Annotated in this window: 25 protein-coding genes and 1 riboswitch; of the genes, 16 read left to right on the forward strand and 9 right to left on the reverse strand. The window is 61.8% G+C overall.

What is annotated here, in order from left to right:
- The first annotated feature begins 24 nt into the window (after positions 1-24).
- From mdcA to madM, 9 genes are all read left to right on the forward strand, one after another.
- Positions 25-1,695 (forward strand): malonate decarboxylase subunit alpha, encoded by a 1,671-nt coding sequence (gene mdcA, locus CAF90_RS25375; protein ID WP_085608865.1) that lies wholly within the window; start codon positions 25-27, stop codon positions 1,693-1,695.
- Complete coding sequence (locus CAF90_RS25380) at positions 1,695-2,567, forward strand: triphosphoribosyl-dephospho-CoA synthase (RefSeq protein WP_085608866.1); 873 nt, start codon at positions 1,695-1,697, stop codon at positions 2,565-2,567. Before mdcA ends, CAF90_RS25380 begins: the two co-directional genes overlap by 1 nt.
- Positions 2,567-2,866 carry a malonate decarboxylase subunit delta gene (locus tag CAF90_RS25385; RefSeq protein WP_085608867.1) on the forward strand — a complete coding sequence of 100 codons (300 nt, stop codon included), beginning with the start codon at positions 2,567-2,569 and terminating at the stop codon, positions 2,864-2,866. Before CAF90_RS25380 ends, CAF90_RS25385 begins: the two co-directional genes overlap by 1 nt.
- Complete coding sequence (locus tag CAF90_RS25390) at positions 2,859-3,710, forward strand: biotin-independent malonate decarboxylase subunit beta (RefSeq protein ID WP_085608868.1); 852 nt, start codon at positions 2,859-2,861, stop codon at positions 3,708-3,710. Before CAF90_RS25385 ends, CAF90_RS25390 begins: the two co-directional genes overlap by 8 nt.
- On the forward strand, positions 3,707-4,492 hold the full coding sequence (mdcE, locus tag CAF90_RS25395) for a biotin-independent malonate decarboxylase subunit gamma (protein WP_085608869.1): 786 nt from the start codon (positions 3,707-3,709) through the stop codon (positions 4,490-4,492). The genes CAF90_RS25390 and mdcE overlap by 4 nt, the downstream gene beginning before the upstream one ends.
- On the forward strand, positions 4,486-5,106 hold the full coding sequence (locus CAF90_RS25400) for a malonate decarboxylase holo-ACP synthase (RefSeq protein WP_085608870.1): 621 nt from the start codon (positions 4,486-4,488) through the stop codon (positions 5,104-5,106). The genes mdcE and CAF90_RS25400 overlap by 7 nt, the downstream gene beginning before the upstream one ends.
- Positions 5,103-6,023 (forward strand): malonate decarboxylase subunit epsilon, encoded by a 921-nt coding sequence (mdcH, locus tag CAF90_RS25405; RefSeq protein WP_085608871.1) that lies wholly within the window; start codon positions 5,103-5,105, stop codon positions 6,021-6,023. Before CAF90_RS25400 ends, mdcH begins: the two co-directional genes overlap by 4 nt.
- A 64-nt stretch (positions 6,024-6,087) precedes the next feature.
- On the forward strand, positions 6,088-6,504 hold the full coding sequence (gene madL / locus CAF90_RS25410; RefSeq protein ID WP_085608872.1) for a malonate transporter subunit MadL: 417 nt from the start codon (positions 6,088-6,090) through the stop codon (positions 6,502-6,504).
- Between the two features lies 1 nt (position 6,505).
- Positions 6,506-7,270, forward strand: a complete 765-nt coding sequence (gene madM / locus CAF90_RS25415) for a malonate transporter subunit MadM (protein ID WP_007953314.1) — start codon at positions 6,506-6,508, stop codon at positions 7,268-7,270.
- A 117-nt stretch (positions 7,271-7,387) separates the two neighbouring features.
- Here madM and CAF90_RS25420 read toward each other — a convergent pair whose 3' ends face one another.
- On the reverse strand, positions 7,388-8,305 hold the full coding sequence (locus CAF90_RS25420; RefSeq protein WP_074690186.1) for a LysR substrate-binding domain-containing protein: 918 nt from the start codon (positions 8,303-8,305) through the stop codon (positions 7,388-7,390).
- A 141-nt stretch (positions 8,306-8,446) separates the two neighbouring features.
- Here CAF90_RS25420 and CAF90_RS25425 point away from each other — a divergent pair, with 141 nt between their 5' ends.
- Entirely contained in the window at positions 8,447-9,064 is a 618-nt protein-coding gene (locus CAF90_RS25425; protein ID WP_011336351.1) for a hemolysin III family protein, read from the forward strand.
- A 43-nt stretch (positions 9,065-9,107) separates the two neighbouring features.
- Here CAF90_RS25425 and CAF90_RS25430 read toward each other — a convergent pair whose 3' ends face one another.
- Entirely contained in the window at positions 9,108-10,070 is a 963-nt protein-coding gene (locus CAF90_RS25430; protein WP_085608927.1) for a LysR family transcriptional regulator, read from the reverse strand.
- 108 nt (positions 10,071-10,178) lie between these two features.
- Between CAF90_RS25430 and CAF90_RS25435 the strand changes: the two genes are divergently transcribed.
- Both CAF90_RS25435 and CAF90_RS25440 read left to right on the forward strand, forming a co-directional pair.
- On the forward strand, positions 10,179-11,420 hold the full coding sequence (locus CAF90_RS25435; protein WP_085608873.1) for a D-amino acid dehydrogenase: 1,242 nt from the start codon (positions 10,179-10,181) through the stop codon (positions 11,418-11,420).
- A gap of 41 nt (positions 11,421-11,461) precedes the next feature.
- A complete protein-coding gene (locus tag CAF90_RS25440) occupies positions 11,462-12,364 on the forward strand; it encodes a transporter substrate-binding domain-containing protein (protein ID WP_085608874.1) in 903 nt (300 codons plus the stop codon).
- A 4-nt stretch (positions 12,365-12,368) separates the two neighbouring features.
- Here CAF90_RS25440 and CAF90_RS25445 read toward each other — a convergent pair whose 3' ends face one another.
- Both CAF90_RS25445 and CAF90_RS25455 read right to left on the reverse strand, forming a co-directional pair.
- Complete coding sequence (locus CAF90_RS25445; RefSeq protein ID WP_085608875.1) at positions 12,369-13,088, reverse strand: 16S rRNA (uracil(1498)-N(3))-methyltransferase; 720 nt, start codon at positions 13,086-13,088, stop codon at positions 12,369-12,371.
- 151 nt (positions 13,089-13,239) lie between these two features.
- A complete protein-coding gene (locus CAF90_RS25455; protein WP_085608877.1) occupies positions 13,240-14,646 on the reverse strand; it encodes an adenosylmethionine--8-amino-7-oxononanoate transaminase in 1,407 nt (468 codons plus the stop codon).
- A gap of 223 nt (positions 14,647-14,869) precedes the next feature.
- On the opposite strand from CAF90_RS25455, the gene CAF90_RS25460 reads away from it, so the two are divergent.
- Positions 14,870-16,651 (forward strand): flavin monoamine oxidase family protein, encoded by a 1,782-nt coding sequence (locus tag CAF90_RS25460; protein ID WP_085608878.1) that lies wholly within the window; start codon positions 14,870-14,872, stop codon positions 16,649-16,651.
- 389 nt (positions 16,652-17,040) lie between these two features.
- Here the strand turns inward: CAF90_RS25460 and CAF90_RS25465 are convergent, their stop codons facing one another.
- Positions 17,041-17,541 carry a hypothetical protein gene (locus CAF90_RS25465; protein ID WP_085608879.1) on the reverse strand — a complete coding sequence of 167 codons (501 nt, stop codon included), beginning with the start codon at positions 17,539-17,541 and terminating at the stop codon, positions 17,041-17,043.
- A 331-nt stretch (positions 17,542-17,872) separates the two neighbouring features.
- Between CAF90_RS25465 and CAF90_RS25470 the strand changes: the two genes are divergently transcribed.
- On the forward strand, positions 17,873-18,424 hold the full coding sequence (locus CAF90_RS25470; RefSeq protein ID WP_007959675.1) for a cytochrome b: 552 nt from the start codon (positions 17,873-17,875) through the stop codon (positions 18,422-18,424).
- A 32-nt stretch (positions 18,425-18,456) separates the two neighbouring features.
- Complete coding sequence (locus tag CAF90_RS25475; protein ID WP_085608928.1) at positions 18,457-19,035, forward strand: YceI family protein; 579 nt, start codon at positions 18,457-18,459, stop codon at positions 19,033-19,035.
- A 140-nt stretch (positions 19,036-19,175) separates the two neighbouring features.
- Here the strand turns inward: CAF90_RS25475 and CAF90_RS25480 are convergent, their stop codons facing one another.
- The 4 genes from CAF90_RS25480 to ahcY all read right to left on the reverse strand — a co-directional run bounded on the left by CAF90_RS25480 (position 19,176) and on the right by ahcY (position 24,668).
- A complete protein-coding gene (locus CAF90_RS25480) occupies positions 19,176-21,041 on the reverse strand; it encodes a DEAD/DEAH box helicase (protein ID WP_085608880.1) in 1,866 nt (621 codons plus the stop codon).
- Positions 21,042-21,263: 222 nt separating this feature from the next.
- Positions 21,264-22,076 (reverse strand): ABC transporter substrate-binding protein, encoded by an 813-nt coding sequence (locus CAF90_RS25485; RefSeq protein ID WP_085608881.1) that lies wholly within the window; start codon positions 22,074-22,076, stop codon positions 21,264-21,266.
- A gap of 147 nt (positions 22,077-22,223) precedes the next feature.
- Positions 22,224-23,069, reverse strand: a complete 846-nt coding sequence (gene metF, locus CAF90_RS25490; RefSeq protein ID WP_085608882.1) for a methylenetetrahydrofolate reductase [NAD(P)H] — start codon at positions 23,067-23,069, stop codon at positions 22,224-22,226.
- Positions 23,070-23,258: 189 nt separating this feature from the next.
- Positions 23,259-24,668, reverse strand: a complete 1,410-nt coding sequence (gene ahcY / locus CAF90_RS25495; RefSeq protein ID WP_007959684.1) for an adenosylhomocysteinase — start codon at positions 24,666-24,668, stop codon at positions 23,259-23,261.
- 23 nt (positions 24,669-24,691) lie between these two features.
- Positions 24,692-24,790: riboswitch (S-adenosyl-L-homocysteine riboswitch) on the reverse strand.
- A 197-nt stretch (positions 24,791-24,987) separates the two neighbouring features.
- Here ahcY and CAF90_RS25500 point away from each other — a divergent pair.
- Entirely contained in the window at positions 24,988-25,395 is a 408-nt protein-coding gene (locus CAF90_RS25500; RefSeq protein ID WP_007959686.1) for an acyl-CoA thioesterase, read from the forward strand.
- Positions 25,396-25,424: the final 29 nt, after the last annotated feature.

The raw sequence follows: 25,424 nt of genomic DNA on the forward strand, positions 1-25,424 counted from the left end.
GACAGCGAACCCCGTGGAGTGAGCATGACAACAACCATTTCCCCCGACTCGCGCTGGACGCGGCGGCGTGACGAGAAGCAGCGGCGCCTCGACAAGGTGCGCGGGCTGGCCGACGGTGCGGTGTTGCCCACCGACAAAATCGTCGCCGCGCTTGAGGCGCTGATCTTGCCCGGCGACCGTGTGGTGCTGGAGGGCAACAACCAGAAGCAGGCGGATTTCCTCTCGCGCGCTCTGGCCAAGGCCGATCCTGAAAAGCTCCACGACCTGCACATGATCATGCCCAGTGTCGGTCGCTCCGAGCATCTGGACCTGTTCGAACGCGGCATCGCCCGCAAGCTCGATTTCTCCTTCGCCGGCACCCAGAGCCTGCGCATCAGCCAGTTGCTAGAAGACGGTCTGCTGGAAGTCGGTGCGATCCACACCTACATCGAACTCTACGCCCGGCTGGTGGTGGACCTGATCCCCAACGTCGTGCTCTCGGCCGGGTTCATGGCCGACCGTGCCGGCAACATCTACACCGGCCCGAGCACCGAAGACACCCCGGCGCTGATCGAACCGGCCGCTTTCAGCGACGGCATCGTCATCGTCCAGGTCAACCAACTGGTGGACGACGTCAGCGAACTGCCTCGTGTGGACATCCCCGCATCGTGGGTGGATTTCGTGGTGGTCGCGGACAAGCCGTTCTACATCGAACCGCTGTTCACCCGCGACCCCCGCCACATCAAGCCTGTGCACGTGCTGATGGCGATGATGGCGATCCGCGGGATCTACGAAAAACACAACGTGCAGTCGCTGAACCACGGCATCGGTTTCAACACCGCGGCCATTGAACTGATCCTGCCGACTTACGGCGAATCCCTCGGCCTCAAGGGCAAGATCTGCCGCAACTGGACGCTCAACCCGCACCCGACGCTGATCCCGGCGATTGAAAGCGGCTGGGTCGAAAGCGTGCATTGCTTCGGCACCGAACTGGGCATGGAAAACTACATCGCCGCTCGCCCCGATGTGTTCTTCACCGGGCGTGACGGCTCGCTGCGTTCCAACCGGATGTTCTGCCAACTGGCCGGGCAATACGCGGTGGACCTGTTCATCGGCGCGACCCTGCAAGTCGATGGCGATGGTCATTCCTCCACCGTCACCCGAGGTCGCCTCGCCGGTTTCGGCGGCGCACCGAACATGGGGCACGACCCACGCGGTCGGCGTCACGGCACTCCGGCCTGGCTCGACATGCGCCTCGACGACTCGCAGCAACCGATGCTCGAACGCGGCAAGAAACTCGTGGTGCAAATGGTCGAAACGTTCCAGGAGGGCGGCAAACCGACCTTCGTCGAAACCCTAGACGCAGTGGAGGTGGCGAAGAAAAGCGGGATGCCGCTGGCGCCGATCATGATCTACGGCGACGACGTTACTCACCTGCTCACCGAAGAGGGCATCGCCTACCTGTACAAGGCGCGTTCGCTGGAAGAGCGTCAGGCGATGATCGCTGCAGTCGCCGGCGTCACCGCCATCGGCCTGCGCCACAACCCGAAAGACACCGAACGCATGCGCCGCGAAGGCCTGATCGCCTTGCCCGAAGACCTTGGCATCCGCCGCACCGACGCCACCCGCGAATTGCTCGCGGCGAAGAGCGTGGCCGATCTGGTCGAGTGGTCCGGCGGCCTCTACAACCCGCCCGCCAAGTTCAGGAGCTGGTAATGCACGCACTCAACCTGCAACCGAAAACCATCACCCTCGCGGAACGGCTGGCGGATCTGGCCGTGGACGCGCTGATCGACGAAGCCGACCTGTCACCAAAACCGGCGCTGGTGGACCGACGTGGCAACGGTGCGCACACCGATCTGCACCTGGGATTGATGCACGCTTCGGCACTGGCGTTGTGGCCGGCGTTCAAGGAAATGGCCGAAGCCGCGCTCGAATTCGGCGAGATCGGCTTGCCGCTGCGCGAAGCCATCGGCCGCATCGGAAGGGAAGGCGAGCAAGCGATGCTCGCCACCACCCACGGCGTGAACACCCATCGCGGGGCGATCTGGGCGCTGGGCCTGCTGGTCACGGCTGCTGGGCTGGACACCAAATCCACCAGCGCTGGAGCCGTCACCCTGCGCGCTGCGCGTCTGGCGTTGCTCGATGACCGTTATGCGCCGCGTCCGCTGAGCCACGGCGCCCAAGTCGCCCAACGCTACGGCGCTCGCGGTGCCCGGGAAGAAGCGCAACTCGGCTTCCCGTCCGTGGTGCAACGCGGCCTGCCGCAGCTCAAACGCAGCCGCGCCGCCGGCCATGGCGAACAGAACGCCCGGCTCGATGGCTTGCTGGCGATCATGACCGACCTCGCCGACACCTGCGTGCTGTACCGCGCCGGCGAACAGGGTCTGCACGCTATGCAGCACGGCGCCCAGGCAGTGCTCGACGCCGGTGGCAGCGCCAGCCTCACCGGTCGCCGCCGCCTGCACGAACTGGATCAACAACTCATCGCATTGAATGCCTCGCCCGGTGGTGCCGCCGACTTGCTCGCCGCCACTCTGCTGCTTGATCGAATCGAGCGCGACGGCATCCTTCAGGGAGCGTTTTGATGGAAACCTTATCCTTTGAATTCCCCGCCGGGCAGCCGCCGCGCGGTCGGGCGCTGGTCGGTTGTGTCGGCTCGGGCGATCTGGAAGTGCTGATCGAACCGGGCCTGGCCGGCAAGCTGACAATCAGCGTGCAGACCTCTGTCAATGGTGCGCAGCAGCGCTGGCAGCATCTGTTCGCGCGGATGTTCGACGGCACCACGCCACCGGCGATGGCCATCGATATTCACGACTTCGGCGCGACCCCGGGCGTGGTGCGTCTGCGTCTGGAACAAGGCTTCGAGGAGATCGGCCATGACTGACGCCTCAGCGCTTCTACACAAACATTCGTTCGTCGAACTCGGCGCCCGGCAGCGGGCGAAAGCCTTGCTCGACGCCGGCACCTTCCGCGAACTGCTCGACCCGTTTCAACGCGTCATGTCGCCATGGCTCGAACGCCAGGGCGTGGTGCCGCAAGCCGATGACGGCGTGGTGATCGCCAAGGGCAATCTCGACGGTTTGCCGGTGGTGATCGCGGCCATCGAAGGTGCGTTTCAGGGCGGCAGTCTCGGTGAAGTCGGCGGCGCGAAAATCGCCGGCGCGCTGGAACTGGCCGCCGAGGACAACCGCAAAGGCATTCCGACCCGCGCCATCCTGCTGCTGGAAACCGGCGGTGTGCGCTTGCAGGAAGCCAACCTCGGGCTGGCGGCGATTGCCGACATCCACGCGGCGATTGTCGATTTGCAGCAGTACCAGCCGGTGGTCGGCGTGGTGGCCGGCAGCGTCGGCTGCTTTGGCGGGATGTCGATTGCCGCCGCGCTGTGCAGCTATTTGCTGGTGACCCAGGAGGCGCGCCTCGGCCTGAACGGCCCGCAGGTGATCGAGCAGGAAGCCGGGATCGAGGAATACGACTCCCGCGACCGGCCCTTCATCTGGAGCCTGACCGGCGGCGAGCAACGGTTTGCCAGTGGTCTGGTGGACCGTTACGTCGCCGATGACGTGGCGCAGATTCGCCAACAGGTCGGCGAATTGTTGCAACAAGGCTTGCCGGCGCAACCGCGCAGTCAGCGGGCCGAGTGGTTCCTGCAACGCCTGACGAGCCTGGACACTGACAAGCAAATAGAGCCTTCGGTGGTTCGCGATCTGTATCAAGGAGAGCGCTCATGAGTGGTTATTCCGTGCGCGGTTTGAACTGGTTCAACGCCTTGAGCGCTGGGGCGAATGCCGTTCAGGGTTTGCCGGCATCGCTGAAGGTCGCTGACGGTGAGCTCGGGCGCTTTATCGCGGTGGTCGCCGATCCGCAAAACCGTTTCCCCCGCGCTCGCAACGGCGAAGTCGGTTTGCTCGAAGGCTGGGGTCTGGCCAAGGCGGTGGATGATGCGATCACCGCCGACCGAGACAAAACGCAAAAGCGCCCACTGATCGCCATCGTCGATGTGCCGAGCCAGGCCTACGGTCGCCGCGAAGAAGCCCTCGGCATTCATCAGGCTCTGGCCGGTGCGGCGGACGCTTATGCCCGCGCCCGTCTGGCCGGGCATCCGGTGATTGCGCTGCTGGTGGGCAAGGCCATGTCCGGGGCGTTTCTCGCTCACGGTTATCAGGCCAATCGCTTGATTGCCCTGCGTGATCCGGGGGTGATGGTGCATGCGATGGGTAAGGCGTCGGCGGCGCGGGTGACCTTGCGCAGCGTCGAAGAACTGGAAGCCCTGGCGTCCAGCGTGCCGCCGATGGCGTATGACATCGACAGCTATGCCAGCCTCGGGTTGCTCTGGGAAACCCTGTCGGTGCAGCAGATCGAGCAGCCGACGGCGGAGGATCTGGCGCGAGTAAGCGAATGCCTGAAGCAAGCCATCGGCGATATTTCGTCGACTGATCTGAGCAATCGTCTCGGCGCGAAAAATCGTGAAGCGTCCAGCCGCGTACGGGAACTGCTGAGGGCGCAGTGGTGAACACGCCTCTGGCCCACGACCTGCTGTGGGGCATGACGCCGGCGCAGTTGCCGGCGGATGCGCCGCAGTGGGCGATTGATTCGCTGGCTGCCGGGCAACCGGTGGTGGTGCGGCGGGCGTTGAGTGAAGACGGGTTCGTGGCGGTGGGCGTGCGCGGTCGGTTGCGCGAGCAGCGCTTGGCGGCGTTCATGGCGATCGATTCGATTGCCTGTCGGGTCAGCCCGGAAGCGCTTTGTCAGGTCGAGAGCGAGCGTGATCTGCCGGTCATGCACGCGCTGCGGCAACTGCGGCCGGTACTCGATGATTGCGGCTGGATCTGGGGCGTCAGTGGCAGCGTCGGGTTTGAATTGGCCAGTGGATTTACGGCGATGCACCAAGCCAGCGATCTCGATTTGATCCTGCGTACACCGCAACTCATCACCCGTAATCAGGCACGCAAACTGGTGGCGGTTTTCGATCAGGCGATCTGCCGGGTCGATCTGCAATTGCAGACGCCGTTCGGTGCCGTCGCCCTGCGCGAATGGGCCGGAAATGCTCTGCGGGTGCTGCTGAAAAACGCCCATGAAGTCTGTCTGGTGTCTGATCCGTGGAACCCGCAGGAGCAGGCAGCGTGAGCAGTCTGCTGGTGTTTCCCGGTCAGGGCGCGCAGCAGCCCGGCATGCTCCAGCGTTTGCCTCGGGAAACGCTGATCGAGGCCAGCGATAGCCTCGGTGAAGATGTCTTGCGGCTGGATTCCAGCGAAGCGTTGCGCAGCACACGGGCGGTTCAGCTCTGCCTGCTGATCGCCGGAGTCGCAGCCTCGCGGCAATTGTTGCAGGACGGACTTGCCGCGGATTACGTCGCAGGTCTGTCCATCGGTGCCTACCCGGCAGCGGTGGTCGCCGGAGCGTTGAGTTTCAGCGATGCGTTGCATCTGGTCAGTCTGCGTGGCGAGTTGATGCAGCAGGCTTATCCACAGGGCTTCGGCATGACCGCGATCATCGGCCTGCAATTATCCACAGTCGAAACGCTGCTGGCGCAGGTACACAGCGCAGAAACACCGGTGTACCTGGCCAACATCAACGCCGATAACCAGGTGGTGATTGCCGGCAGCGACCAGGCGATGCAAGCGGTCGCCGAGCTGGCGCGCAGTCGTGGCGCCGGGCTGGCAAAACGTCTGGCGGTCAGCGTGCCGTCGCACTGTCCGTTGCTGGACGAGCCTGCGCAAACGCTCGCCGAAGCGTTCGCCAGGGTAGAACTGAAAACACCGAAAATCGCTTACCTGAGCGGCAGCCGCGCAAGGCCTGTGACCCAGGTAGAAGCACTGCGCGACGACCTCGCCTTCAACATGTGCCGCGTGGTGGACTGGCGCGGCACCGTGCAAAGCGCTTACGAGCGCGGCGTTCGTCTACAGATCGAACTGCCGCCCGGTGCGGTGTTGACCGGGCTGGCGCGCCGGGTGTTCGAACAGGGCACCGTCACTGCCTTCGACAGTGCCCGGCTCGACACCTTGCAGGCGCTGTTGCGTGAAGAGGAGGGCCGACGACCCTAAATCACCGACTCAGGCTTCGAACAACAAAAACAACATTCGACGATGCACTTTGAGGACTACAACAATGATTATTTACGGTGTGGCGCTGCTGGCGATCTGTACGCTGTCAGGGGTGATCATGGGTGACCTGCTCGGCGTGCTGCTGGGGGTCAAATCCAACGTCGGCGGGGTCGGCATCGCCATGATCCTGTTGATCTGCGCGCGGTTGTGGATGCAGAAGCGCGGCGGCATGACCAAGGAGTGCGAGATGGGCGTCGGCTTCTGGGGCGCCATGTACATTCCCGTGGTGGTGGCGATGGCCGCGCAACAGAACGTCGTCACCGCCCTGCACGGCGGCCCGGTGGCGGTGCTGGCGGCGATCGGTTCGGTGGTGGTCTGTGGCTGCACGATTGCCCTGATCAGCCGCACCCACAAGGGCGAGCCTTTGCCCGACGAACCGGCGGAAATCTCCCCGGTCGGCACACCGGTAGGAGGTCGCTGATATGTGGGATCTCATTGAAAAAGGTCTGGAACACAACGGTCTGATCACCGCGTTCGCCTTCGTCGGCGTGATCATGTGGGTCTCGGTGATCCTCTCCAAACGCCTGACCTTCGGGCGGATTCACGGCTCGGCGATTGCCATCGTCATCGGCCTGGTGCTGGCCTGGGTCGGCGGCACGATGACGGGCGGGCAGAAGGGCCTGGCGGACCTGACGCTGTTCTCCGGCATCGGGCTGATGGGCGGCGCGATGCTGCGGGACTTTGCGATCGTTGCCACGGCGTTTGAGGTGCAGGCGACCGAGGCGAAGAAGGCCGGGATGATCGGCGTGATTGCGCTGCTGCTGGGCACGATCCTGCCGTTCATTGTCGGCGCGTGCATGGCCTACGCGTTCGGTTATCGCGATGCGGTGAGCATGACTACCATCGGCGCGGGTGCGGTGACTTACATTGTCGGGCCGGTGACGGGTGCGGCGATTGGCGCGACGTCGGATGTGATGGCGTTGTCGATTGCCACCGGGTTGATCAAGGCGATTCTGGTGATGGTCGGCACGCCGGTGGCGGCGCGTTGGATGGGCCTGGATAACCCGCGCTCGGCGATGGTGTTCGGCGGGCTGGCCGGTACGGTAAGTGGTGTGACGGCGGGGCTGGCGGCGACGGATCGGCGGTTGGTGCCTTATGGCGCTTTGACCGCGACCTTCCACACCGGGCTTGGGTGCTTGCTGGGTCCATCGCTGCTGTTCTTCATTGTTCGCGGAATCGTTGGCTAACAGATCGTTGATCGTTCCCACGCTCTGCGTGGGAATGCAGCCCGGGACGCTCCGCGTCCCAAAAGCGGACGCAGAGCGTCCATTGAGGCATTCCCACGCAGAGCGTGGGAACGATCGTTAGGTGGTCTGGCGATTGGCATACATCCGGCACTCCGCCAGCAATGCCAGCAAATTCGGATCCCGCTCTTTTGCCTTCAAAAACACCACCCCGATGTGCTGCTGCAACCGGTACTTCTCCTGCAACGGAATCAGCTTCACCCGGTTCTCGTACACCGCCGCAATCCTCCCCGGCAGCAACGCATAACCGACCCCGGAGCTGACCATGCTCAGCAGGGTGAAGATGTCGTTGACCTGCATCGCCACCTTCGGCTCGAACCCCGCCTGCCTGAACACCCGGATACCATCCTGATGGGTGGCGAAGCCTTGGGTCAGGGTAATAAAGGTCTCATCGCGTACCTCTGCCAGATCCACTTCGCTGCGCTGGGCGAAGCGCGAATCGGCTGGCGTAGCGAGGAAGATGTCGTCGGAAAACAGCGGAATCTGTTCGCAGTCCGGGTCGTTGACGGTGTCGTCCAGCGACACCAGGATCGCGTCGACTTCCATGTTCTTCAGCTTGTAGAGCAGGTCGATGTTCGAGCCGAGGATCAGGTCGATGTTGAGTTCGCTGCGGCGGATCTTCAAACCCATGATCAGCTGCGGCACGGTTTTCACCGTCAGCGAATACAGCGAGCCTAGCTTGAAGCGCTCGGCCGAGAACCCGGCGGCTTCGCGGGTCAGGCGCACGCTTTCGACCACGTCCTGAATCAGTTTCTGCGCCCGCTCTTCGAGCACGTAGGCACTCTCCAGCGGCGTCAGGTTGCGTCCTTCGTGTTTGAACAACGGGCAGCGCAGGGCGCTTTCCAGCGAATGGATCGCGCGGTGCACGCTGACGTTGCTGGTCTGCAACTCGGCGGCGGCGCGGGCGAGGTTGCCGGTACGCATGAAGGCGAGGAACACCTCGAGTTTCTTCAGGGTCAATTCTTCGTCGATCAGCATGGCGCGGACTCTTCTTGGTATCGGTCGATTGTGCCCAAATATCAGGGCAGGTGCAGGCCCGCGTTGAACGGAAACATTGCGCTTTTACGCTCAAGGCCCGAGCCTTGCGCGCTGCGGTAATGAAATCGAGGTGTGCGACACATGTATCACGGAGAAAAACTGAACGCCTGGACGCATCTGGTCGGGGCGGTAGCGGCGTTTGTCGGGGGCGTCTGGATGCTGGTGATTGCCAGCCTCGACGGCAGCCCGTGGAAGATCGTCAGCGTGGCGATTTATGCCTTCACCTTGCTGGTGCTCTACAGCGCATCGACCGTGTACCACAGCGTGCGCGGGCGCAAGAAAGCGATCATGAAGAAGGTCGATCACTTTTCGATCTACCTGCTGATCGCCGGCAGTTATACGCCGTTCTGTTTAGTGACCCTGCGCGGGCCGTGGGGCTGGACGCTGTTCGGGATTGTCTGGGGGCTGGCGCTGATCGGCATCCTGCAAGAGATCAAGCCGCGCTCCGAGGCGCGGATCCTGTCGATCGTGATCTACGCGGTGATGGGCTGGATCGTGCTGGTGGCGGTCAAGCCGCTGATCGCTGCGCTGGGGACGGCGGGGTTTGCCTGGCTGGCGTCGGGAGGCGTGTTGTACACCGTGGGGATTATCTTTTTTGCCCTCGACCATCGCCTGCGGCATGCCCACGGGATCTGGCATCTGTTTGTGATCGCCGGGAGTTTGCTGCACTTTGTGGCGATTCTGTTTTACGTCCTTTAATCGCAACTCCTGTGGGAGCGAGCTTGCTCGCGAAGGCGTCATTTCAATCGGCATCTTTGTTGACTGTTACACCGCTATCGCGAGCAAGCTCGCTCCCACAGGGGACCAAGGTTTGCAGTTGTATCTGTGCGCGGCTGCTGAATATCTGCAACAGGTCGCCGAGGGTATGTGGCGGTGGTTCGGTGGCGCGAGTCACCGCGTACAGCGTGATCGGCAGCGGTGGGGCGAGTGGGCGAATCACGGTGCTGGTCGGTGAGGCACCGAGGGCGGTGAACGGGTCGATCACCGCCACCCCGGCGCCGGACTCCACCATTGCACGCGCCAGCGAATACGTTTGCACGGCGATCCGCACACGGGGCGGTGGCTCGACCGCTTCGAGATAACTGTCGAGCCGGGCAGCCAGTGGATCGGCGCTGGACAGCCCGATCAGCGGCGCTCCCGCCAACGCCATCAGCGGCAACGGCTGACCGGCATCGTCCTCCGGCCAGTAACCTTTCGGCGCCAGCGCCACCAGTACCCCCGAAGCCAATGCCTGGGCCTTCAGCCCCGGATGATCCGGCAACTGCAACGTCAGGGCCACGTCCACTTCGCGCATCAGCAGGTTCTGCATCAGCTCGCGGCTGTGGGCGCTCGACAGTTCGCAGGCGATGTCCGGGAATTGCGCCGTCCACTGCTGGATCGCCGGCGGCAGCAACGACAGCGCCAGCGCCGGGGTCGCGCCGATTCGCAGGCTGTGGCCGGGTTCGCGGCGCAGGCTCTGGGCCAGACGCCGCACGCCTTGCAGGCTTTCCGTGACCTTGTCGACTTCGCGTTCCAGCTCCAGCGCTTCCGGGGTCGCCTGCAACTTGCCGCGCACCCGCAGAAACAATGGAAAGCCCAATTGCTGCTCGGCGTGCTGCAGCACCTTGGTCACCGCCGGTTGCGAGACGTGCAGCAACTGCGCAGCGGCGCTGATCGAGCCGGTCTGGCGGATGGCCTGGAAAATCTCGATATGACGAAGGCGCATGACGATCCCATAACCTTTGTTTATAGGTTTGGCATCTTTATTCATTGTTCGGCGCCTGTCACCTCACCCTAACCTCGGCCTCGTCTTCAAGAACGATTAAGGACGGACATGACTCAGCGTGTGTGCATCATCGGCGGCGGCGTGATCGGGTTGGCAACGGCCTGGGCGCTGGTGCGCGACGGTTTCGAAGTGACAGTGGTCGAGGCGCGGCAGGCGCTGGGCAGCGAAACCAGTTTCGCCAACGGCGGCCAGTTGTCCTACCGCTACGTTGCGCCGCTGGCCGATGCCGGCGTGCCGTTGCAGGCGATCGGCTGGATGCTGCGCGGCGATTCACCGCTCAAGCTGCGCCCGCGCCTGGACCCGGCTCAGTGGCGCTGGATGGCCTCGTTTCTCGCCGCGTGCCGCACCTCGGTCAACCGCGAAAACGCCGCGCATCTGTTGCGTCTGGCGCTGTTCAGCCAGAGCACGCTGAAACGCTGGCGCGAGGACGACGGACTGGTCGGTTTCAACTGGCGGCGCAACGGCAAACTGGTGACCTTCCGCAATGCCGCCAGCTTCGAGCATGCACGCAAAGGCCTCGCCGATCCGCAGCAACAGCAGGTGTTGTCCGCCACCGAATGTGCGCAACTGGAACCGGCACTGGCCGATGCGCCGTTTGTAGGCGCGATCTACACGCCGGATGAAGAAGTCGGCGACTGTCACGGTTTCTGCCAACAGTTGGCGGCGCGCTTGAAGGCGTCGGGCCGTTGCGAGTTTCGTCTCGGTCAGGCGGTTACCGGCATTCGTCACAGCCACGGCGCGGTCACGGCGATTGAGCTTGGCGACGAAACCCTGCCGGTTGAACAACTGGTGATCGCCGCCGGCCATCGCAGCCCGTTGCTGGCGCTGCCCGGCCTGCGCCTGCCGCTGTATCCGCTGAAGGGCTACAGCCTGACCGTGCCGATCGGTAACGGGCACCGAGCGCCGGACGTGAGCATCACTGACTACGACCGCAAGATCGTCTACGCGCGTATCGGCGAACAACTGCGCGTAGCGGCGATGGTCGACATCGTCGGTTTCGACCCGGCGGTGGATCCCGAGCGACTGGCGCTGATCAAGCGCCAGGCCCGAGACACCTTTCCCGACGCCGGCAACTACGATGCGGCCGTCGAATGGGCCGGCATGCGCCCGGCCACGCCCACCGGCGTTCCACTGCTGGGCGCCACGGCGTATCGCAATCTGTGGCTCAACCTCGGCCATGGTGCGCTGGGTTTCACCCTGGCCTGTGGCAGCGGGCAGTTGCTCAGCGAACTGATTGGCGAGCAGCGCACATCCATTGATCTGCACGGGTTCAATCCCCGTGCGGCGTGACGGTTTCTGCTAAAACACCCCACCCACAACGGAGAATAACAATGCAAAAAATCACGTTGCTCGGCTGCACTCTGGCGCTGGTTTTCGGCGCTCAGGCGCAGGCCAATGAAGTGCCGCTGACCGGTACGCTCGGCAAGATCGCCAGCACCAACAGCATCACCCTGGGTTATCGCGATGCGTCGGTGCCGTTCTCGTATGTGGGCGATCACACGGGCCAGCCAATGGGGTATTCGGTGGAACTGGCGGACAAGATCGTCGAGCGCATCAAGCAGCAACTGGCGCTGCCGGAACTGAAGGTGAAGTACAACCTGGTGACGTCGCAGACGCGGATTCCGCTGGTGCAGAACGGCACGGTCGACCTTGAATGCGGTTCCACCGGGGTAACCGCCGAACGGCAGAAGCAGGTCGCGTTCTCCTACGGTTTCATCTACGTCAAAGGTCAACTGCTGACCGCCAAGGACAGTGGCATCCACAGCTTCGATGACCTGCGCGGCAAGAACGTGGTGACCACCGCCGGCACCACCAACGAGCGCTATCTGAAGAACTACAACCTCGACCATAAACTGAACATGTTCGTCATCAGCGCCAAGGATCACGGCGAGGCATTCCAGATGCTGCAATCAGGGCGTGCGGCGGCGTTTTACATGGACGATGCGCTGCTTTACGGCGAGCGGGCCAAGGCGCGCGATCCGCATAATTGGGTCGTGGTGGGAGAGGAGCAATCGCGGGAAATCTACAGCTGCATGGTGCGCAAGGATGATCCGCAGTTCCTCGCGCTGGTCAACGGTGTGCTGGCCGACCTGTACAGCTCGGGGGAGATCAACGGCATCTACCGCAAGTGGTTCGAACAGCCGATTCCGCCGAAAGGCTTGAACCTTGAGTTCCCGATGACCAGCGAACTCAAGGCAATCATCGCCAGACCGATCAGTGATCCGGTGCAGTGACGCGTTAGAAATCACCCCACAGTTGCTGCGCCACCGCCAGCGCCACAACCGGCGCAGTCTCGGTGCGCAGCACGCGCGGGCCGAGGCGGGCGGCGTGGAAGCCGCTGGCCTTGGCTTGCTCGACTTCGGCGTCGGACAAGCCGCCTTCCGGGCCGATCAGGAACGCCAGGGTCGATGGTTTGGCATGGCTGACCAGCGGCTCGGCGACCGGGTGCAGCACCAGTTTCAGTTCGGCTTCGGTCTGCTTCAGCCAGTCGGCCAGCAGCACCGGTGGATGAATCACCGGCACCCGCGAACGACCGCATTGCTCGCAGGCGCTGATTGCCACCTGGCGCCAGTGCAGCAGGCGTTTGTCGGCGCGTTCGTCCTTGAGGCGGACTTCGCAGCGCTCGCTGAAGATCGGGGTGATTTCGGTCACGCCCAGTTCGGTGGCTTTCTGGATTGCCCAGTCCATCCGCTCGCCCCGGGACAGGCCCTGGCCGAGGTGGATTTGCAGCGGCGATTCGACCTGACCGGCGAACTGCTCGTCGATCTGCACCACCACGCGTTTCTTGCCGACTTCCACCAGCGATCCGCGAAATTCGTGGCCGGAACCGTCGAACATCTGTACCGCATCGCCCTCGGCCATGCGCAGCACGCGGCTGATGTAATGCGCCTGGGCTTCCGGCAGTTCGTGTTCGCCGGTGCTGAGCGGGGCGTCGATAAAGAAGCGGGACAGTCTCATGGTGGTTCTCTTTAAGTAGATCGTTCCCACGCTCTGCGTGGGAATGCCTCGTTGGACGCTCTGCGTCCGCTTTTGGGACGCGGAGCGTCCCGGGCTGCATTCCCACGCAGACGGTTCGACGCCTCGACGTGGGAACGAGTACGAGTCGTGCTTAGCCCGGATCACGGAACCCGGGATGGAAATCCTTCGGCACCGCCACGCTGACGCTGTCACGAGTGGCAATGTCGATGCCTTCGCTGGCGACTTCGGCTAGGAAGTCGATCTGCTCCGGGGTGATCACGTACGGCGGCAGGAAATACACCACGCTGCCCAACGGGCGCAGCAATGCGCCACGCTCCAGCGCATGCTGGAACACCTTCAGGCCGCGACGTTCCTGCCACGGATAAGCCTCTTTCGTGGCTTTGTCCTTGACCATCTCGATCGCCAGCACCATGCCGGTCTGACGGACTTCCGAGACATTCGGATGATCCACCAGATGCGCCGTGGCTGAAGCCATGCGCTGGGCCAGCGCCCGGTTGTTTTCGATCACGTTGTCCTGCTCGAAAATATCCAGGGTCGCCAATGCCGCCGCACACGCCAGCGGGTTGCCGGTGTAGCTGTGCGAATGCAGGAAGGCGCGCAGGGTCGGATAATCGTCGTAGAACGCGCTGTACACCTCGTCGGTGGTCAGGCACGCGGCCAACGGCAGATAACCGCCGGTCAGGGCTTTCGACAGGCACAGGAAGTCCGGACGGATGCCGGCCTGTTCGCAGGCGAACATCGTCCCGGTGCGGCCGAAGCCGACGGCGATTTCGTCGTGAATCAGGTGCACGCCGTAACGGTCGCAGGCCTCGCGCAGCAGCTTGAGATAGACCGGGTGGTACATGCGCATGCCGCCGGCGCCCTGGATAAGCGGCTCGACGATCACGGCCGCGACGCTCTCGTGGTTCTCGGCCAGGGTCTGCTCCATCGCCGCGAACATGTTGCGCGAGTGTTCTTCCCAGCTCATGCCCTGCGGGCGCAGGTAGCAATCCGGGCTCGGCACCTTGATGGTGTCCATCAGCAGGGCTTTATAGGTTTCGGTGAACAGCGGCACGTCACCGACCGACATCGCCGCCATGGTCTCGCCGTGGTAGCTGTTGGTCAGGGTGACGAAGCGCTTCTTGTTCGGCTGGCCGCGGTTGAGCCAGTAGTGAAAGCTCATTTTCAGCGCGACTTCGATGCAGGACGAACCGTTATCGGCGTAGAACACCCGGTTCAGGCCTTCCGGCGTCATCTTCACCAGACGCTCGGACAGCTCGATCACCGGCTGATGGCTGAAGCCGGCCAGAATCACGTGTTCCAGCTGATCGACCTGATCCTTGATGCGCTGGTTGATGCGAGGGTTGGCATGGCCGAACACGTTGACCCACCAGGAGCTGACCGCGTCCAGATAACGCTTGCCTTCGAAGTCTTCCAGCCAGACGCCTTCACCGCGCTTGATCGGGATCAGCGGCAGCTGTTCGTGGTCTTTCATCTGGGTGCAGGGATGCCACAGCACCGCGAGATCGCGTTGCATCCACTGGTTGTTCAGGCCCATGTTCAGTCTCCTCGAGGCGGCTCGCGTCAGGCGCGGGCAAACAATCGCGCAAGCCTATGCAATGCGTCGCGCCGGGACAACCCATTGTGTCGATTGAGCTACTTTGTATGGGCCGATAGACGTCGCTGGCGGCGTTTTGATGGCTGACGTATTCTTCGCGGTTCTTTGGGTCGTCTGACCCGCAAAACTGCATTTTCCTACGTGTTTTTCCGGAGTTCGCTGAATGTCTGTCGGTTGGCTGCGCGCCTGTGCGCTAGTGGTGTTGGGGCTGTTTAGCGTTACGGCGCTGGCCAAGGATAAAACCGCAATCGTGATCGGCGGCGGCCTGTCGGGCCTGACGGCGGCTTACGAACTGCAGAACAAGGGCTGGCAGGTCACGCTGCTGGAAGCCAAGCCGAGCCTGGGCGGTCGCTCGGGCATGGCCACCAGCGAGTGGATCGGCAACGACAAAACTCAACCGGTGCTGAACAAGTACGTATCGACCTTCAAGTTGAACACCACGCCAGCGCCTGAATTCGTACGGACTCCGGGTTACCTGATCGACGGCGAGTATTTCTCCGCCGCCGACCTGACCACCAAACAGCCTGCTACGGCCGAAGCGCTGAAGCGCTACGAGAAAACCCGTGACGATCTGGCGCGTTCGATCGACGACCCGCAGAACCCGGCCGCGACCAACACCCTGCACGCCCTGGACCAGATCAACGTTTCGAGCTGGCTCGACAAGCAGAACCTGCCGGCCACCGCGCGTCAGCTGATCAACCAGGACATCCGCACCCACTACGACGAGCCTTCGCGCCTGTCGCTGCTGTACTTCGCGCAGCAGAGCCGGGTGTATCGCGGCGTGTCCGACCGTGACCTGCGCGCTTCGCGACTGGTCGGTGGCAGCCCGGTGCTGGCCCAGGCCTTCGTCAAACAGCTGAAAACCATCAAGACCGATTCGCCGGTGTCCGCCATCACCCAGGACAAGGACGGCGTGACCGTCAAGGTCGGCAGCGTGGGCTATTCGGCAGACTACGTCGTGCTGGCGGTGCCATTGCGCGCCCTCAACAAGATTCAGCTGACCCCGGCGCTGGATGCCCAGCACCTGGCTGCGATCAAGGGCACCAACTATGGCTGGCGCGACCAGATCATGCTGAAGTTCAAGACGCCTGTGTGGGAAAGCAAGGCGCGGATGTCCGGCGAGATCTACAGCAACACCGGTCTTGGCATGTTGTGGATCGAGCCAGCCCTGAAGGGCGGCGCGAACGTGGTGATCAACCTGTCCGGCGACAACGCCCGCGTCATGCAGGCCTTCGGCGACAAGCAGATGGTCGATCAGGTGCTGATTCGTCTGCACGCGTTTTATCCACAGGCCCGTGGCTCGTTCACCGGCTATGAAATCCGTCGCTACAGCACCGATCCATCGACCGGCGGTTCTTACCTCGCCTTCGGTCCTGGCCAGATCAGCAAATACTGGCGTCTGTGGGAGCGTCCGCTGCAACGCGTAGCGTTTGCCGGCGAACACACCGACACCTTGTACCCGGGCACTCTGGAAGGCGCACTGCGCACCGGCCAGCGCGCGGCCAGTCAGGTTGAAGACCTGGCGGCGGGCAAATCCTTCGAACCGGCCAAAGTCGGCCCGGCAGCAGCCACCGCCGCAGCGGCAGGTGCAGCGGGTGCAGCCGTGGCGGCGAAGAAAGGCAACTTCTTCACCAACCTGTTCGGCGGTTCGGACGACGACAAGAAACCAGAGCCAGTGAAAGCGCCAGAGCCGGCACCTGCTCCAGCCGCCCCAGCGCCTGCACCGACCCCGGCCCCTGCGCCAGCCCCGGTGGAAGCACCGAAGCCAGCAGCTCCGGTAAAAGCCGAGCCAGCCAAGAAAGCGGCTGCCAAACCAGCAGCGAAGAAACCGGCGGCCAAGACCGAAGCGAAAAAACCTGCAGCGAAACCTGCGGCGAAAAAAGCTGAACCGGCGAAGAAGTCAGCGGCCAAACCGGCGGCAACCACCGAGACGAAGGCTCAGTAACCTTCAGGCTTAAAAAAAACGCGGCTCAATGGCCGCGTTTTTTTATATCTGAATCTTTGGCCGGTTTTTGAAGGACACCACAGTCCTACATACATCGTCGATCTATCGGATGCTTCCCACAGAAATACAGGAAAGAGGCGATTGAGGGCGCTTCAGCTTGATTCTATGTTCTTCAATAAATTTGGAGGGCGATATGAAAGCAGTGGTTCTGATTGCTATGTTGGTAGCATTGTCCGGCTGTGTGGATGGTCGGTTGGTACTTAAAGGCCATGATTCAGAGTTGGCCCATAAGTGTCGGATAGATCCATATAAGCCCGACTGTCTCGATCCACCACCGTTGTTCAAAAGTTCTTGAAGCCGGGTTTTCTTGCCACGGTTGGAGAAACCATTCAGGAAAACGTCCATTCATAAACTTCTATCCCGTCCGGCAGTTTTCTCAGCCATCTTGGTTTTGGCTTCGGGAGGCGGCCAGGAACGAAGCCGAAGCGCGCCCAGCGCACGCCTCCCGTGCGTTGGTCATAAATCACCAGATTTCCATCGTTCTGAATGACCAGACAAGTGTTGTACCAAAGCGATTTGTCGATGCTGTGTGTACTTTCGGCAATCCATAATCGTTTTCTCGAAGCATCATAAAGAAAACCGTTATTGCTGATCACAAACTGCAGGGGCTCACGCATTTTTTTCTGATGCAAAGTAATGCTATGAGCTTGGTGCGCATCTGCGATCCAGATTACAGCCTCTCCATCCTTGATTAACAAGTTGCCGTCGGCTTGCAATATCAAGCGGAATCGTCCGTTCTCGGATGTCAGAAACTGTCCGGGCGACATAGTCTGATTGGGCGGTAATACGGGTGATCCAATTGCTTGAAATGGGATGTAACGAATAGCCATGTTTTCCACCTTTGAGAGGAGTTATCGAGCACCCATTCAATCAAGGTGAAATACACAAGTGGCTATACATATTGCTTGGCTGAAACAATTTTTTCCTTGTCATTGCCCCTTCAGAGAAAACGGTCTTGCCCCGAGCGCGGCCCCTACGAGCTCAGCAGATTTCGCGCAACCTGCGCCTGACATCGCGACACAAAATCGTCTTTAATCTTTCCTTAACTCCCCTGTTCAAGACTCTTGATCGTATTTCTCGATATTTCAAAGCGAAATTTTCCGCTTTAATTCGATAGATAACTCGCTAGTCTTGGTTCGCAGTTCTCACAGGATTTGGGCAATGCAGCTACGTAACTCTTCTTCGCGCTACGGTTGGGTCAGCATCTTCATGCACTGGGGCGTGGCGCTGGTGGTCTTCGGGCTGTTCGCGCTGGGTCTGTGGATGGTGGGGCTGGATTACTACAGCACCTGGCGCAAAGACGCGCCGGATCTGCACAAGAGCATCGGTCTGGTGCTGCTGGGTGTGATGGTGTTGCGGGTGTTGTGGCGCTTTGTCAGCCCACCACCGCCAACGCTGCAAAGCTACAGCCGCATGACCCGCATCGGCGCCAAATTCGGCCATGGGTTTCTGTACCTTGCGCTGTTCGCCGTGATGATTGCCGGTTACCTGATTTCCACCGCAGACGGTGTCGGGATCCCGGTGTTTGGCCTGTTTGAAGTTCCTGCACTGGTTTCCGGACTACCGGATCAGGCAGATACCGCCGGTGTGATTCATCTCTGGCTGGCATGGGCGCTGGTAATTTTTTCCGGCCTTCATGCGTTGGCAGCATTGAAGCACCACTTTATCGATCGTGATGCGACCCTGACACGAATGCTGGGACGCAAAGCCTGATGTTCAACCTCGACTCCAAAGGAAAACAAAGCATGTTGAAAAAGACTCTGGCCGCTCTGGCAATCGGCTCTGCCGTCCTGTCCGCCAACGTGATGGCCGCTGACTACGTGGTTGATAAAGAAGGCCAGCACGCCTTCGTCGACTTCAAGATCAGCCACCTGGGCTACAGCTTCATCACCGGTACCTTCAAGGACATCGATGGCAAGTTCAGCTTCGACGCTGCCAAGCCTGAAGACAGCAAGATCGAGTTCAACGTGAACACCGCCAGCGTGTTCACCAACCACGCCGAGCGCGACAAGCACATCGCCAGCGCTGACTTCCTGAACGCAGGCAAGTTCGCCAAGGCAACCTTCGTCTCCACCAGCGTCAAGTCCACCGGTGCCAACACCGCTGACGTGACCGGCGACCTGACCATCCTGGGCGTTACCAAGCCAGTGGTCGTGAAGGCTACCTTCCTGGGCGAAGGCAAGGATCCATGGGGCGGCTACCGTGCCGGCTTCGAAGGCACCACCACCATCAAGCGTTCCGATTTCGGCAAGCAGAAAGACCTGGGTCCGAAGTCCGACGCGGTCGAGCTGTACGTTTCGTTTGAAGGTGTGAAAGCGAAGTAATTTTCGCCGGCCACACAAAAACGCCCCCGGTCTTGCGACCGGGGGCGTTTTTTATGGCCTGCCGTAATTCTCGTCTCGGCGGCGCGCAAAAAAAATGCCCCGGTTTTCAGGCCGGGGCATTTTTCATTGCAGTGGAAAACTCAGCGATTGCGGGTCAGCAAGGCCGGTTTTTCACCGCGTGGGCGGCTTGGCAGTTGATCCAGCTGCTCAGGCGTCGGGAAGCGGTCGGCTTTCGACTCCTTGTGCATGATCTTCGGTCCGCTGCTGCGCGGGTTCTGCACGGCCGGTTCAGCGCGTTGCTGATCGTCACGGGCCGGGCGGCGGTTGCGCGGGTTTTCATCGCGACGACCCTGACCGTCACGCGGGGCACCGTTGCGTGGGCCGCTGCGCTTGCCTGGCGGAGTGCCGGTGCTCGAACCGTTGCTGTTGCGCGGACCGTTCTGGCGACCTTGTGGCTGACTGCCGCGTGTTGCGCCCGAACCTGCGCCTTGCGCCGGAGCGCCCGGGCGACGGTTGCGACCACCGGCCGGAGCCTGCTTCGGCACGTAATCAACGCGGTTACCGAAGTTATCGATATCGTCGTCGAGGAACTCGTCCGGAGCACGGTCAGCTGCGGCGCGTGGCGGCTGGCTTGGCTGGCGCTGTTCGCGGGCCGGAGTGCCTTCACGCGGCTTTTGTTGACGGGCTGGACGCTCGCCACGCTCACCGGCCGGTTTTTCCTTGCCCTTGTCTTTGCCCTTGTCTTTACGACCGCCGCCACCGCCGCCATTCGGGCCGTCGCCGCGTGGGCCACGGGCATTGCGCGGGTTGCGCATGTCCGGACGCTCACGGGCTTCCGGCTTCTCGGCCTCGATGGTGCTGGCATCGAAGCCCATCAGGTCGCCGTCGGCGATTTTCTGCTTGGTCATGCGCTCGATGCTTTTCAGCAGTTTTTCTTCGTCCGGTGCGACCAGCGAGATCGCCTCGCCCGAACGACCTGCCCGGCCGGTACGGCCGATACGGTGCACGTAGTCTTCATCGACGTTCGGCAGTTCGAAGTTGACCACGTGTGGCAACTGGTCGATGTCCAGGCCACGGGCGGCGATATCGGTCGCTACCAGAATGCGCACTTCACCGGCCTTGAAGTCGACCAAAGCTTTGGTGCGGGCGTTCTGGCTCTTGTTGCCGTGGATCGCCACAGCCGGCAGGCCGTGTTTGTCCAGGTACTCGGCCAGACGGTTGGCGCCGTGCTTGGTGCGGGTGAACACCAGCACCTGTTCCCACGCGCCGGCGGTGATCAGGTGGGCCAGCAGCGCACGCTTGTGGCTGGCCGGCAGACGGAACACGCGTTGTTCGATGCGCTCGACCGTGGTGTTCGGCGGCGTCACTTCGATGCGTTCCGGGTTGTGCAGCAGCTTGCCGGCAAGGTCGGTGATGTCTTTGGAGAAGGTCGCCGAGAACAGCAGGTTCTGACGCTTGGCCGGCAGGCGCGCGAGGACTTTCTTCACGTCGTGGACGAAGCCCATGTCGAGCATGCGGTCAGCTTCGTCGAGCACGAGGATTTCAACGTGGGACAGATCGACGCTGCCCTGGCCGCACAGGTCGAGCAGACGACCCGGGCAGGCAACGAGGACGTCCACGCCACGGGACATGGCCTGAACCTGTGGGTTCATGCCGACGCCGCCGAAGATGCAGGCACTGACGAATTTCAGGTCGCGGGCGTAGATCTTGAAGCTGTCGTGAACCTGGGCCGCGAGTTCGCGGGTCGGGGTCAGGACCAGCACGCGCGGCTGACGCGGGCCGTGACGCTGGGATTTGTCCGGGTGGCCGTTGGGGAACAGCCGCTCCAGGATCGGAAGGGCGAAACCGCCGGTTTTACCGGTACCTGTCTGTGCCGCAACCATCAGGTCGCGACCTTGCAACACGGCGGGAATGGCCCGCTGTTGCACCGGAGTAGGCTCGGTATAGCCCGCATCTTCGATAGCGCGGACCAAAGCCTCGGAGAGACCGAGGGAAGCAAAGGACATGAGTAATCCTGTTTCAGTTAGGGCTTGGCCCAATGGGAGTCTTGCCTGGCGCGAATGGCGTTTAAGAGGACGCAATCCCGTCCGGTCCTGCTGCGGTTCCGAAGGCACGTCCGGAGCGCTCGCGCGGGCTGAAAAGCTGCGCTGTAGCGGGTCGGGAGGCCTGTTACGGTTCCGGGCGTCCGGGCGTGAGCCTGGCGGGAACGCCGGAGTATAACAGAGCAATCACTGCGCGCCGCTTTCCTGCTGCTCAACGGTTTTGCCGCTGGCGGTGGCGTTGCCCAGCGGCGCCGTCAGGGCGGGGGCCGCGCCGTAGCGGGCGCTGAGCTCGGCATAGGCCGGTTCGCGCTTGAAACGCTTGAGTTCGGCGCCGAAGCGCTGCACCAGCAGATCCATCCCGGCATTGCGCCGCACGGCCAGAAACTGGCTCTGGCGGCTGATGACCGTGGGGTTTTCCGTGATCTTGTCGCGAATGCCCAGTTCATCAAGCAAATGCTGACCCACGCGGCGATCGGTGATCAGCAGGTCGATGCGCCCGCGCACCAGTTTGCCGAAGTTGGCTTCGTGGGTCGGTGCCGGTTCCCGAGTGAACAGGGTCGATTCGCGAAAGTCCGGGCTGTACAGATAGCCCGGCGAGGTGCCGACGGTCAGGCCTTTGAGGTCTTCCAGGCTACTAAAAGGGTGTGGTCGCTCGTTGGCGTAGAACATCACGAACTCGACGTCCGACAACGGTTCGCTCGGGTAGAGCAGAGTGACGTCGCGTTCATCGCTGTGAAAGATGTCCAGCGCGCCGTCGGCCTGGCCGGTTTCGAGCATCGACAGGCAGCGTTTCCACGGCAGGAACTGCCATTCGACTTCGATGCCCAGGCGCTTGAACACGATGGCGGTGGTTTCGTAGTCCAGACCGAGGTTCTTGCCGCCCTGTTCATAGACGTACGGCGCCCACGGTTCGGTGACGATACGCAGCTTCTCGCCCCGAGCCGCAAAGCTCAGGCAAGCAAAAACCAGCACGGCGAATAACTGCGTGATCAAAGGCATGGCTTGAGATTACGACGAGAAACGGCAAAGAGCCAGAAACTGGCCGTAGAAGCTCTGTTTCGGGCGTTAAAAGCAAAAGATCGCAGCGGCGAAAACGCTGTTGGCGTTGTCGCGGCTGCGATCTTCTGGTCTTACGGTGACGTCTTTTTAGCGCGGCAGCTTCAGGTTGTTCCAGATCGCCAGGCTCGGTTCGGCCTGGTTCATGGAATAGAAGTGCAGGCCAGGCGCGCCGCCTTGCAGCAGGCGTTCGCACATCTCGCTGACGACCTGTTCGCCAAAGCGCTGAATGCTTTGGCTGTCATCGCCGTAGGCTTCCAGCTGCTTGCGGATCCAGCGCGGGATTTCCGCACCGCAGGCATCGGAGAAGCGCGCGAGCTTGCTGTAGTTGGTGATCGGCATGATCCCCGGCACGACCGGAATGTCCACGCCCAGCGCCTGCAAACGGTCGACAAAGTAGAAGTAGCTGTCGGCGTTGAAGAAGTACTGGGTGATCGCGCTGTCGGCGCCGGCACGGGCCTTGCGCACGAAGTTGGCGAGATCGTCTTCGTAATTGCGCGCTTGCGGATGCATCTCCGGGTAAGCGGCAACTTCGATGTGGAAATGATTGCCGGTTTCTTCACGAATGAATTCAACCAGTTCATTGGCGTGACGCAGCTCGCCGCTGGTCATGCCCATGCCGGATGGCAGGTCACCGCGCAGGGCGACGATGCGCTTGATGCCGGCAGCCTTGTACTCGTTCAGCAGGCCGCGCAGGTCGTCCTTGCTGTCGCCGACGCACGACAGGTGCGGGGCGGCGGGGATTTTGACTTCGCTTTCCAGCTGCAACACGGTGTTCAGCGTGCGGTCACGGGTCGAGCCGCCCGCGCCGTAGGTGCAGGAAAAGAAATCAGGGTTGTAAGTGGCCAACTGACGGGCAGTGGCGAGCAGTTTTTCATGCCCAGCATCGGTCTTGGTCGGGAAGAACTCGAAGCTGTAGCGACGGTCTTGGGACATGGAGGGGACCTCCAGCTACAAGCTGCAAGCTTCAAGCTGCAAGAGCAGCGGAGGTGCGCTGGTCTCTTGTGCCTGAAGCTTGCGGCCTGACACTGTTTTGACAAATAGGGGCAGAGCTTTCGGGCTTCGCGCGGCAAGCTCGGCTTGTGGCCTTGCTTGCCGCTTGAAGCTTGAAGCTCGCAGCTGCTCTTAGTAGCGGTAAGCGTGCGGCTTGAACGGGCCTTCGACGGTCACGCCGATGTAGTCAGCCTGTTGCTTGGTCAGTTGAGTGACCACGCCGCCGAAGCCGCGAACCATTTCCAGGGCCACTTCTTCGTCGAGTTTCTTCGGCAGTACTTCAACGGTCAGGCGCTCGGCTTTCTGGGCTGGCGACAGGTCGGCGTACTTCTGGCCGAACAGGAAGATCTGCGCCAGAACCTGGTTGGCGAACGAACCGTCCATGATGCGGCTTGGGTGACCGGTGGCGTTGCCCAGGTTCACCAGACGGCCTTCGGCCAGCAGGATCAGGTAGTCGTCGTTCTGAGCGTCGAAAGCGCCCGGGCCGGTACGGTGGATCTTGTGTACCTGTGGCTTCACTTCTTCCCATGCCCAGTTCTTGCGCATGAAAGCGGTGTCGATTTCGTTGTCGAAGTGACCGATGTTGCAGACAACGGCGCGCTTCTTCAGGGCTTTGAGCATGTTTGCATCGCAAACGTTGACGTTGCCGGTGGTGGTCACGATCAGGTCGATCTTGCCCAGCAGCGCTTTGTCGATGCTTGCTTCGGTGCCGTCGTTGATACCGTCGATGAACGGCGAAACCAGTTCGAAACCGTCCATGCAGGCTTGCATGGCGCAGATCGGGTCGACTTCAGAGACTTTAACGATCATGCCTTCCTGACGCAGGGACTGGGCCGAGCCCTTGCCCACGTCACCGTAACCGATGACCAGCGCTTGCTTGCCGGACAGCAGGTGGTCGGTGCCGCGCTTGATGGCGTCGTTCAGGCTGTGACGGCAGCCGTACTTGTTGTCGTTCTTGGACTTGGTCACCGAGTCGTTGACGTTGATGGCCGGGATTTTCAGCTCGCCTTTGGCCAGCATGTCCAGCAGACGGTGTACGCCGGTGGTGGTTTCTTCGGTCACGCCGTGAACGCGATCCAGAACCTGTGGGTATTTGTCGTGCAGCAGCTGGGTCAGGTCGCCGCCGTCGTCGAGGATCATGTTGGCGTCCCATGGCTGGCCATCTTTCAGGATGGTTTGCTCCAGGCACCACTCGTACTCTTCTTCAGTCTCGCCTTTCCAGGCGAAAACCGGGATGCCGGCAGCAGCGATGGAAGCAGCGGCCTGGTCCTGAGTCGAGAAGATGTTGCAGGACGACCAGCGCACTTCGGCACCCAGGGCAACCAGGGTTTCGATCAGCACGGCGGTCTGAATGGTCATGTGGATGCAGCCGAGGATTTTTGCGCCTTTCAAAGGCTGCTCGGAAGCGTACTTGCGACGCAGACCCATCAGGGCCGGCATTTCCGACTCGGCGATGATGGTTTCGCGACGGCCCCAGGCAGCCAGGGACATGTCGGCAACTTTGTAATCGTTAAAATCTGCAGGCGTGATAACAGCGCTCATGAAGAGCCTCCATTCGTAATGTATGCGAATGGGCGCCGTTGTGCGTTTAGTGTCCGGCCTGAGCCGGTCAACGCCCCATCCGAGCCTGACAGGTTGAACCTGCTGCAGCGCCCCTCGGACAGGTGGCGGGAAAACGGTAACAAGTGAAGGTTACCGTTTTGAAACGGGGGCGATTATAGCCGTCTAGACTGATCTTCCAAAGGGTTTCTGTCGGCCAGATGAAGATCGCTAATCGCGACCATAGTAGAAGCCTCATGGAGCATGACCGCTCAGTCTGCCAAGATGGCGCCATCATTCGGCAAGACGCTCAGGAGTGAAGATGAATTTCCACACCCGCAAGTGGGTAAAACCCGAAGACCTCAACCCCAACGGCACCCTGTTCGGCGGCAGCCTGCTGCGCTGGATCGACGAAGAAGCGGCGATCTACGCCATCGTTCAACTGGGCAACCAGCGCGTGGTGACCAAGTACATTTCCGAGATCAACTTCGTCAGCGCCTCGCGCCAGGGCGACATCATCGAACTGGGCATCACCGCCACCGAGTTCGGCCGCACCTCGATCACCCTGACCTGCGAAGTGCGCAACAAGATCACCCGCAAGAGCATCCTGACCGTCGAGAAGATGGTCTTCGTCAACCTCGGCGAAGACGGCCTGCCGGCCCCGCACGGGCGGACCGAGATCAAGTACGTCAAAGACCAGTTCAAGGATGAAACACCCGTTACCGAGTAATCGCACCACCCGGCGAACGGAAGCCGAGC

Origin of the sequence: Pseudomonas sp. B37(2017) (genome assembly GCF_002112885.1) — a bacterium.
In the GTDB taxonomy this organism is placed as follows: domain Bacteria; phylum Pseudomonadota; class Gammaproteobacteria; order Pseudomonadales; family Pseudomonadaceae; genus Aquipseudomonas; species Aquipseudomonas paraglycinae.

Excerpts from the sequence above, each read along its gene's own strand:
- CAF90_RS25420 (WP_074690186.1), bottom strand. The coding sequence starts at position 8,305 with ATGCTGATCGACGAAGAATTGACCCTGAAGAAACTCGAGGTGTTCCTC.
- CAF90_RS25470 (WP_007959675.1), top strand. The coding sequence starts at position 17,873 with ATGCAGCTACGTAACTCTTCTTCGCGCTACGGTTGGGTCAGCATCTTC.
- metF (WP_085608882.1), bottom strand. The coding sequence starts at position 23,069 with ATGTCCCAAGACCGTCGCTACAGCTTCGAGTTCTTCCCGACCAAGACC.
- CAF90_RS25485 (WP_085608881.1), bottom strand. The coding sequence starts at position 22,076 with ATGCCTTTGATCACGCAGTTATTCGCCGTGCTGGTTTTTGCTTGCCTG.
- CAF90_RS25380 (WP_085608866.1), top strand. The coding sequence starts at position 1,695 with ATGCACGCACTCAACCTGCAACCGAAAACCATCACCCTCGCGGAACGG.
- CAF90_RS25390 (WP_085608868.1), top strand. The coding sequence starts at position 2,859 with ATGACTGACGCCTCAGCGCTTCTACACAAACATTCGTTCGTCGAACTC.
- CAF90_RS25460 (WP_085608878.1), top strand. The coding sequence starts at position 14,870 with ATGTCTGTCGGTTGGCTGCGCGCCTGTGCGCTAGTGGTGTTGGGGCTG.
- mdcE (WP_085608869.1), top strand. The coding sequence starts at position 3,707 with ATGAGTGGTTATTCCGTGCGCGGTTTGAACTGGTTCAACGCCTTGAGC.
- mdcA (WP_085608865.1), top strand. The coding sequence starts at position 25 with ATGACAACAACCATTTCCCCCGACTCGCGCTGGACGCGGCGGCGTGAC.
- CAF90_RS25465 (WP_085608879.1), bottom strand. The coding sequence starts at position 17,541 with ATGGCTATTCGTTACATCCCATTTCAAGCAATTGGATCACCCGTATTA.
- CAF90_RS25455 (WP_085608877.1), bottom strand. The coding sequence starts at position 14,646 with ATGGGCCTGAACAACCAGTGGATGCAACGCGATCTCGCGGTGCTGTGG.
- CAF90_RS25430 (WP_085608927.1), bottom strand. The coding sequence starts at position 10,070 with ATGCGCCTTCGTCATATCGAGATTTTCCAGGCCATCCGCCAGACCGGC.
- madL (WP_085608872.1), top strand. The coding sequence starts at position 6,088 with ATGATTATTTACGGTGTGGCGCTGCTGGCGATCTGTACGCTGTCAGGG.
- CAF90_RS25500 (WP_007959686.1), top strand. The coding sequence starts at position 24,988 with ATGAATTTCCACACCCGCAAGTGGGTAAAACCCGAAGACCTCAACCCC.
- CAF90_RS25475 (WP_085608928.1), top strand. The coding sequence starts at position 18,457 with ATGTTGAAAAAGACTCTGGCCGCTCTGGCAATCGGCTCTGCCGTCCTG.
- CAF90_RS25385 (WP_085608867.1), top strand. The coding sequence starts at position 2,567 with ATGGAAACCTTATCCTTTGAATTCCCCGCCGGGCAGCCGCCGCGCGGT.
- ahcY (WP_007959684.1), bottom strand. The coding sequence starts at position 24,668 with ATGAGCGCTGTTATCACGCCTGCAGATTTTAACGATTACAAAGTTGCC.
- CAF90_RS25440 (WP_085608874.1), top strand. The coding sequence starts at position 11,462 with ATGCAAAAAATCACGTTGCTCGGCTGCACTCTGGCGCTGGTTTTCGGC.
- madM (WP_007953314.1), top strand. The coding sequence starts at position 6,506 with ATGTGGGATCTCATTGAAAAAGGTCTGGAACACAACGGTCTGATCACC.
- CAF90_RS25445 (WP_085608875.1), bottom strand. The coding sequence starts at position 13,088 with ATGAGACTGTCCCGCTTCTTTATCGACGCCCCGCTCAGCACCGGCGAA.
- CAF90_RS25435 (WP_085608873.1), top strand. The coding sequence starts at position 10,179 with ATGACTCAGCGTGTGTGCATCATCGGCGGCGGCGTGATCGGGTTGGCA.
- CAF90_RS25425 (WP_011336351.1), top strand. The coding sequence starts at position 8,447 with ATGTATCACGGAGAAAAACTGAACGCCTGGACGCATCTGGTCGGGGCG.
- CAF90_RS25480 (WP_085608880.1), bottom strand. The coding sequence starts at position 21,041 with ATGTCCTTTGCTTCCCTCGGTCTCTCCGAGGCTTTGGTCCGCGCTATC.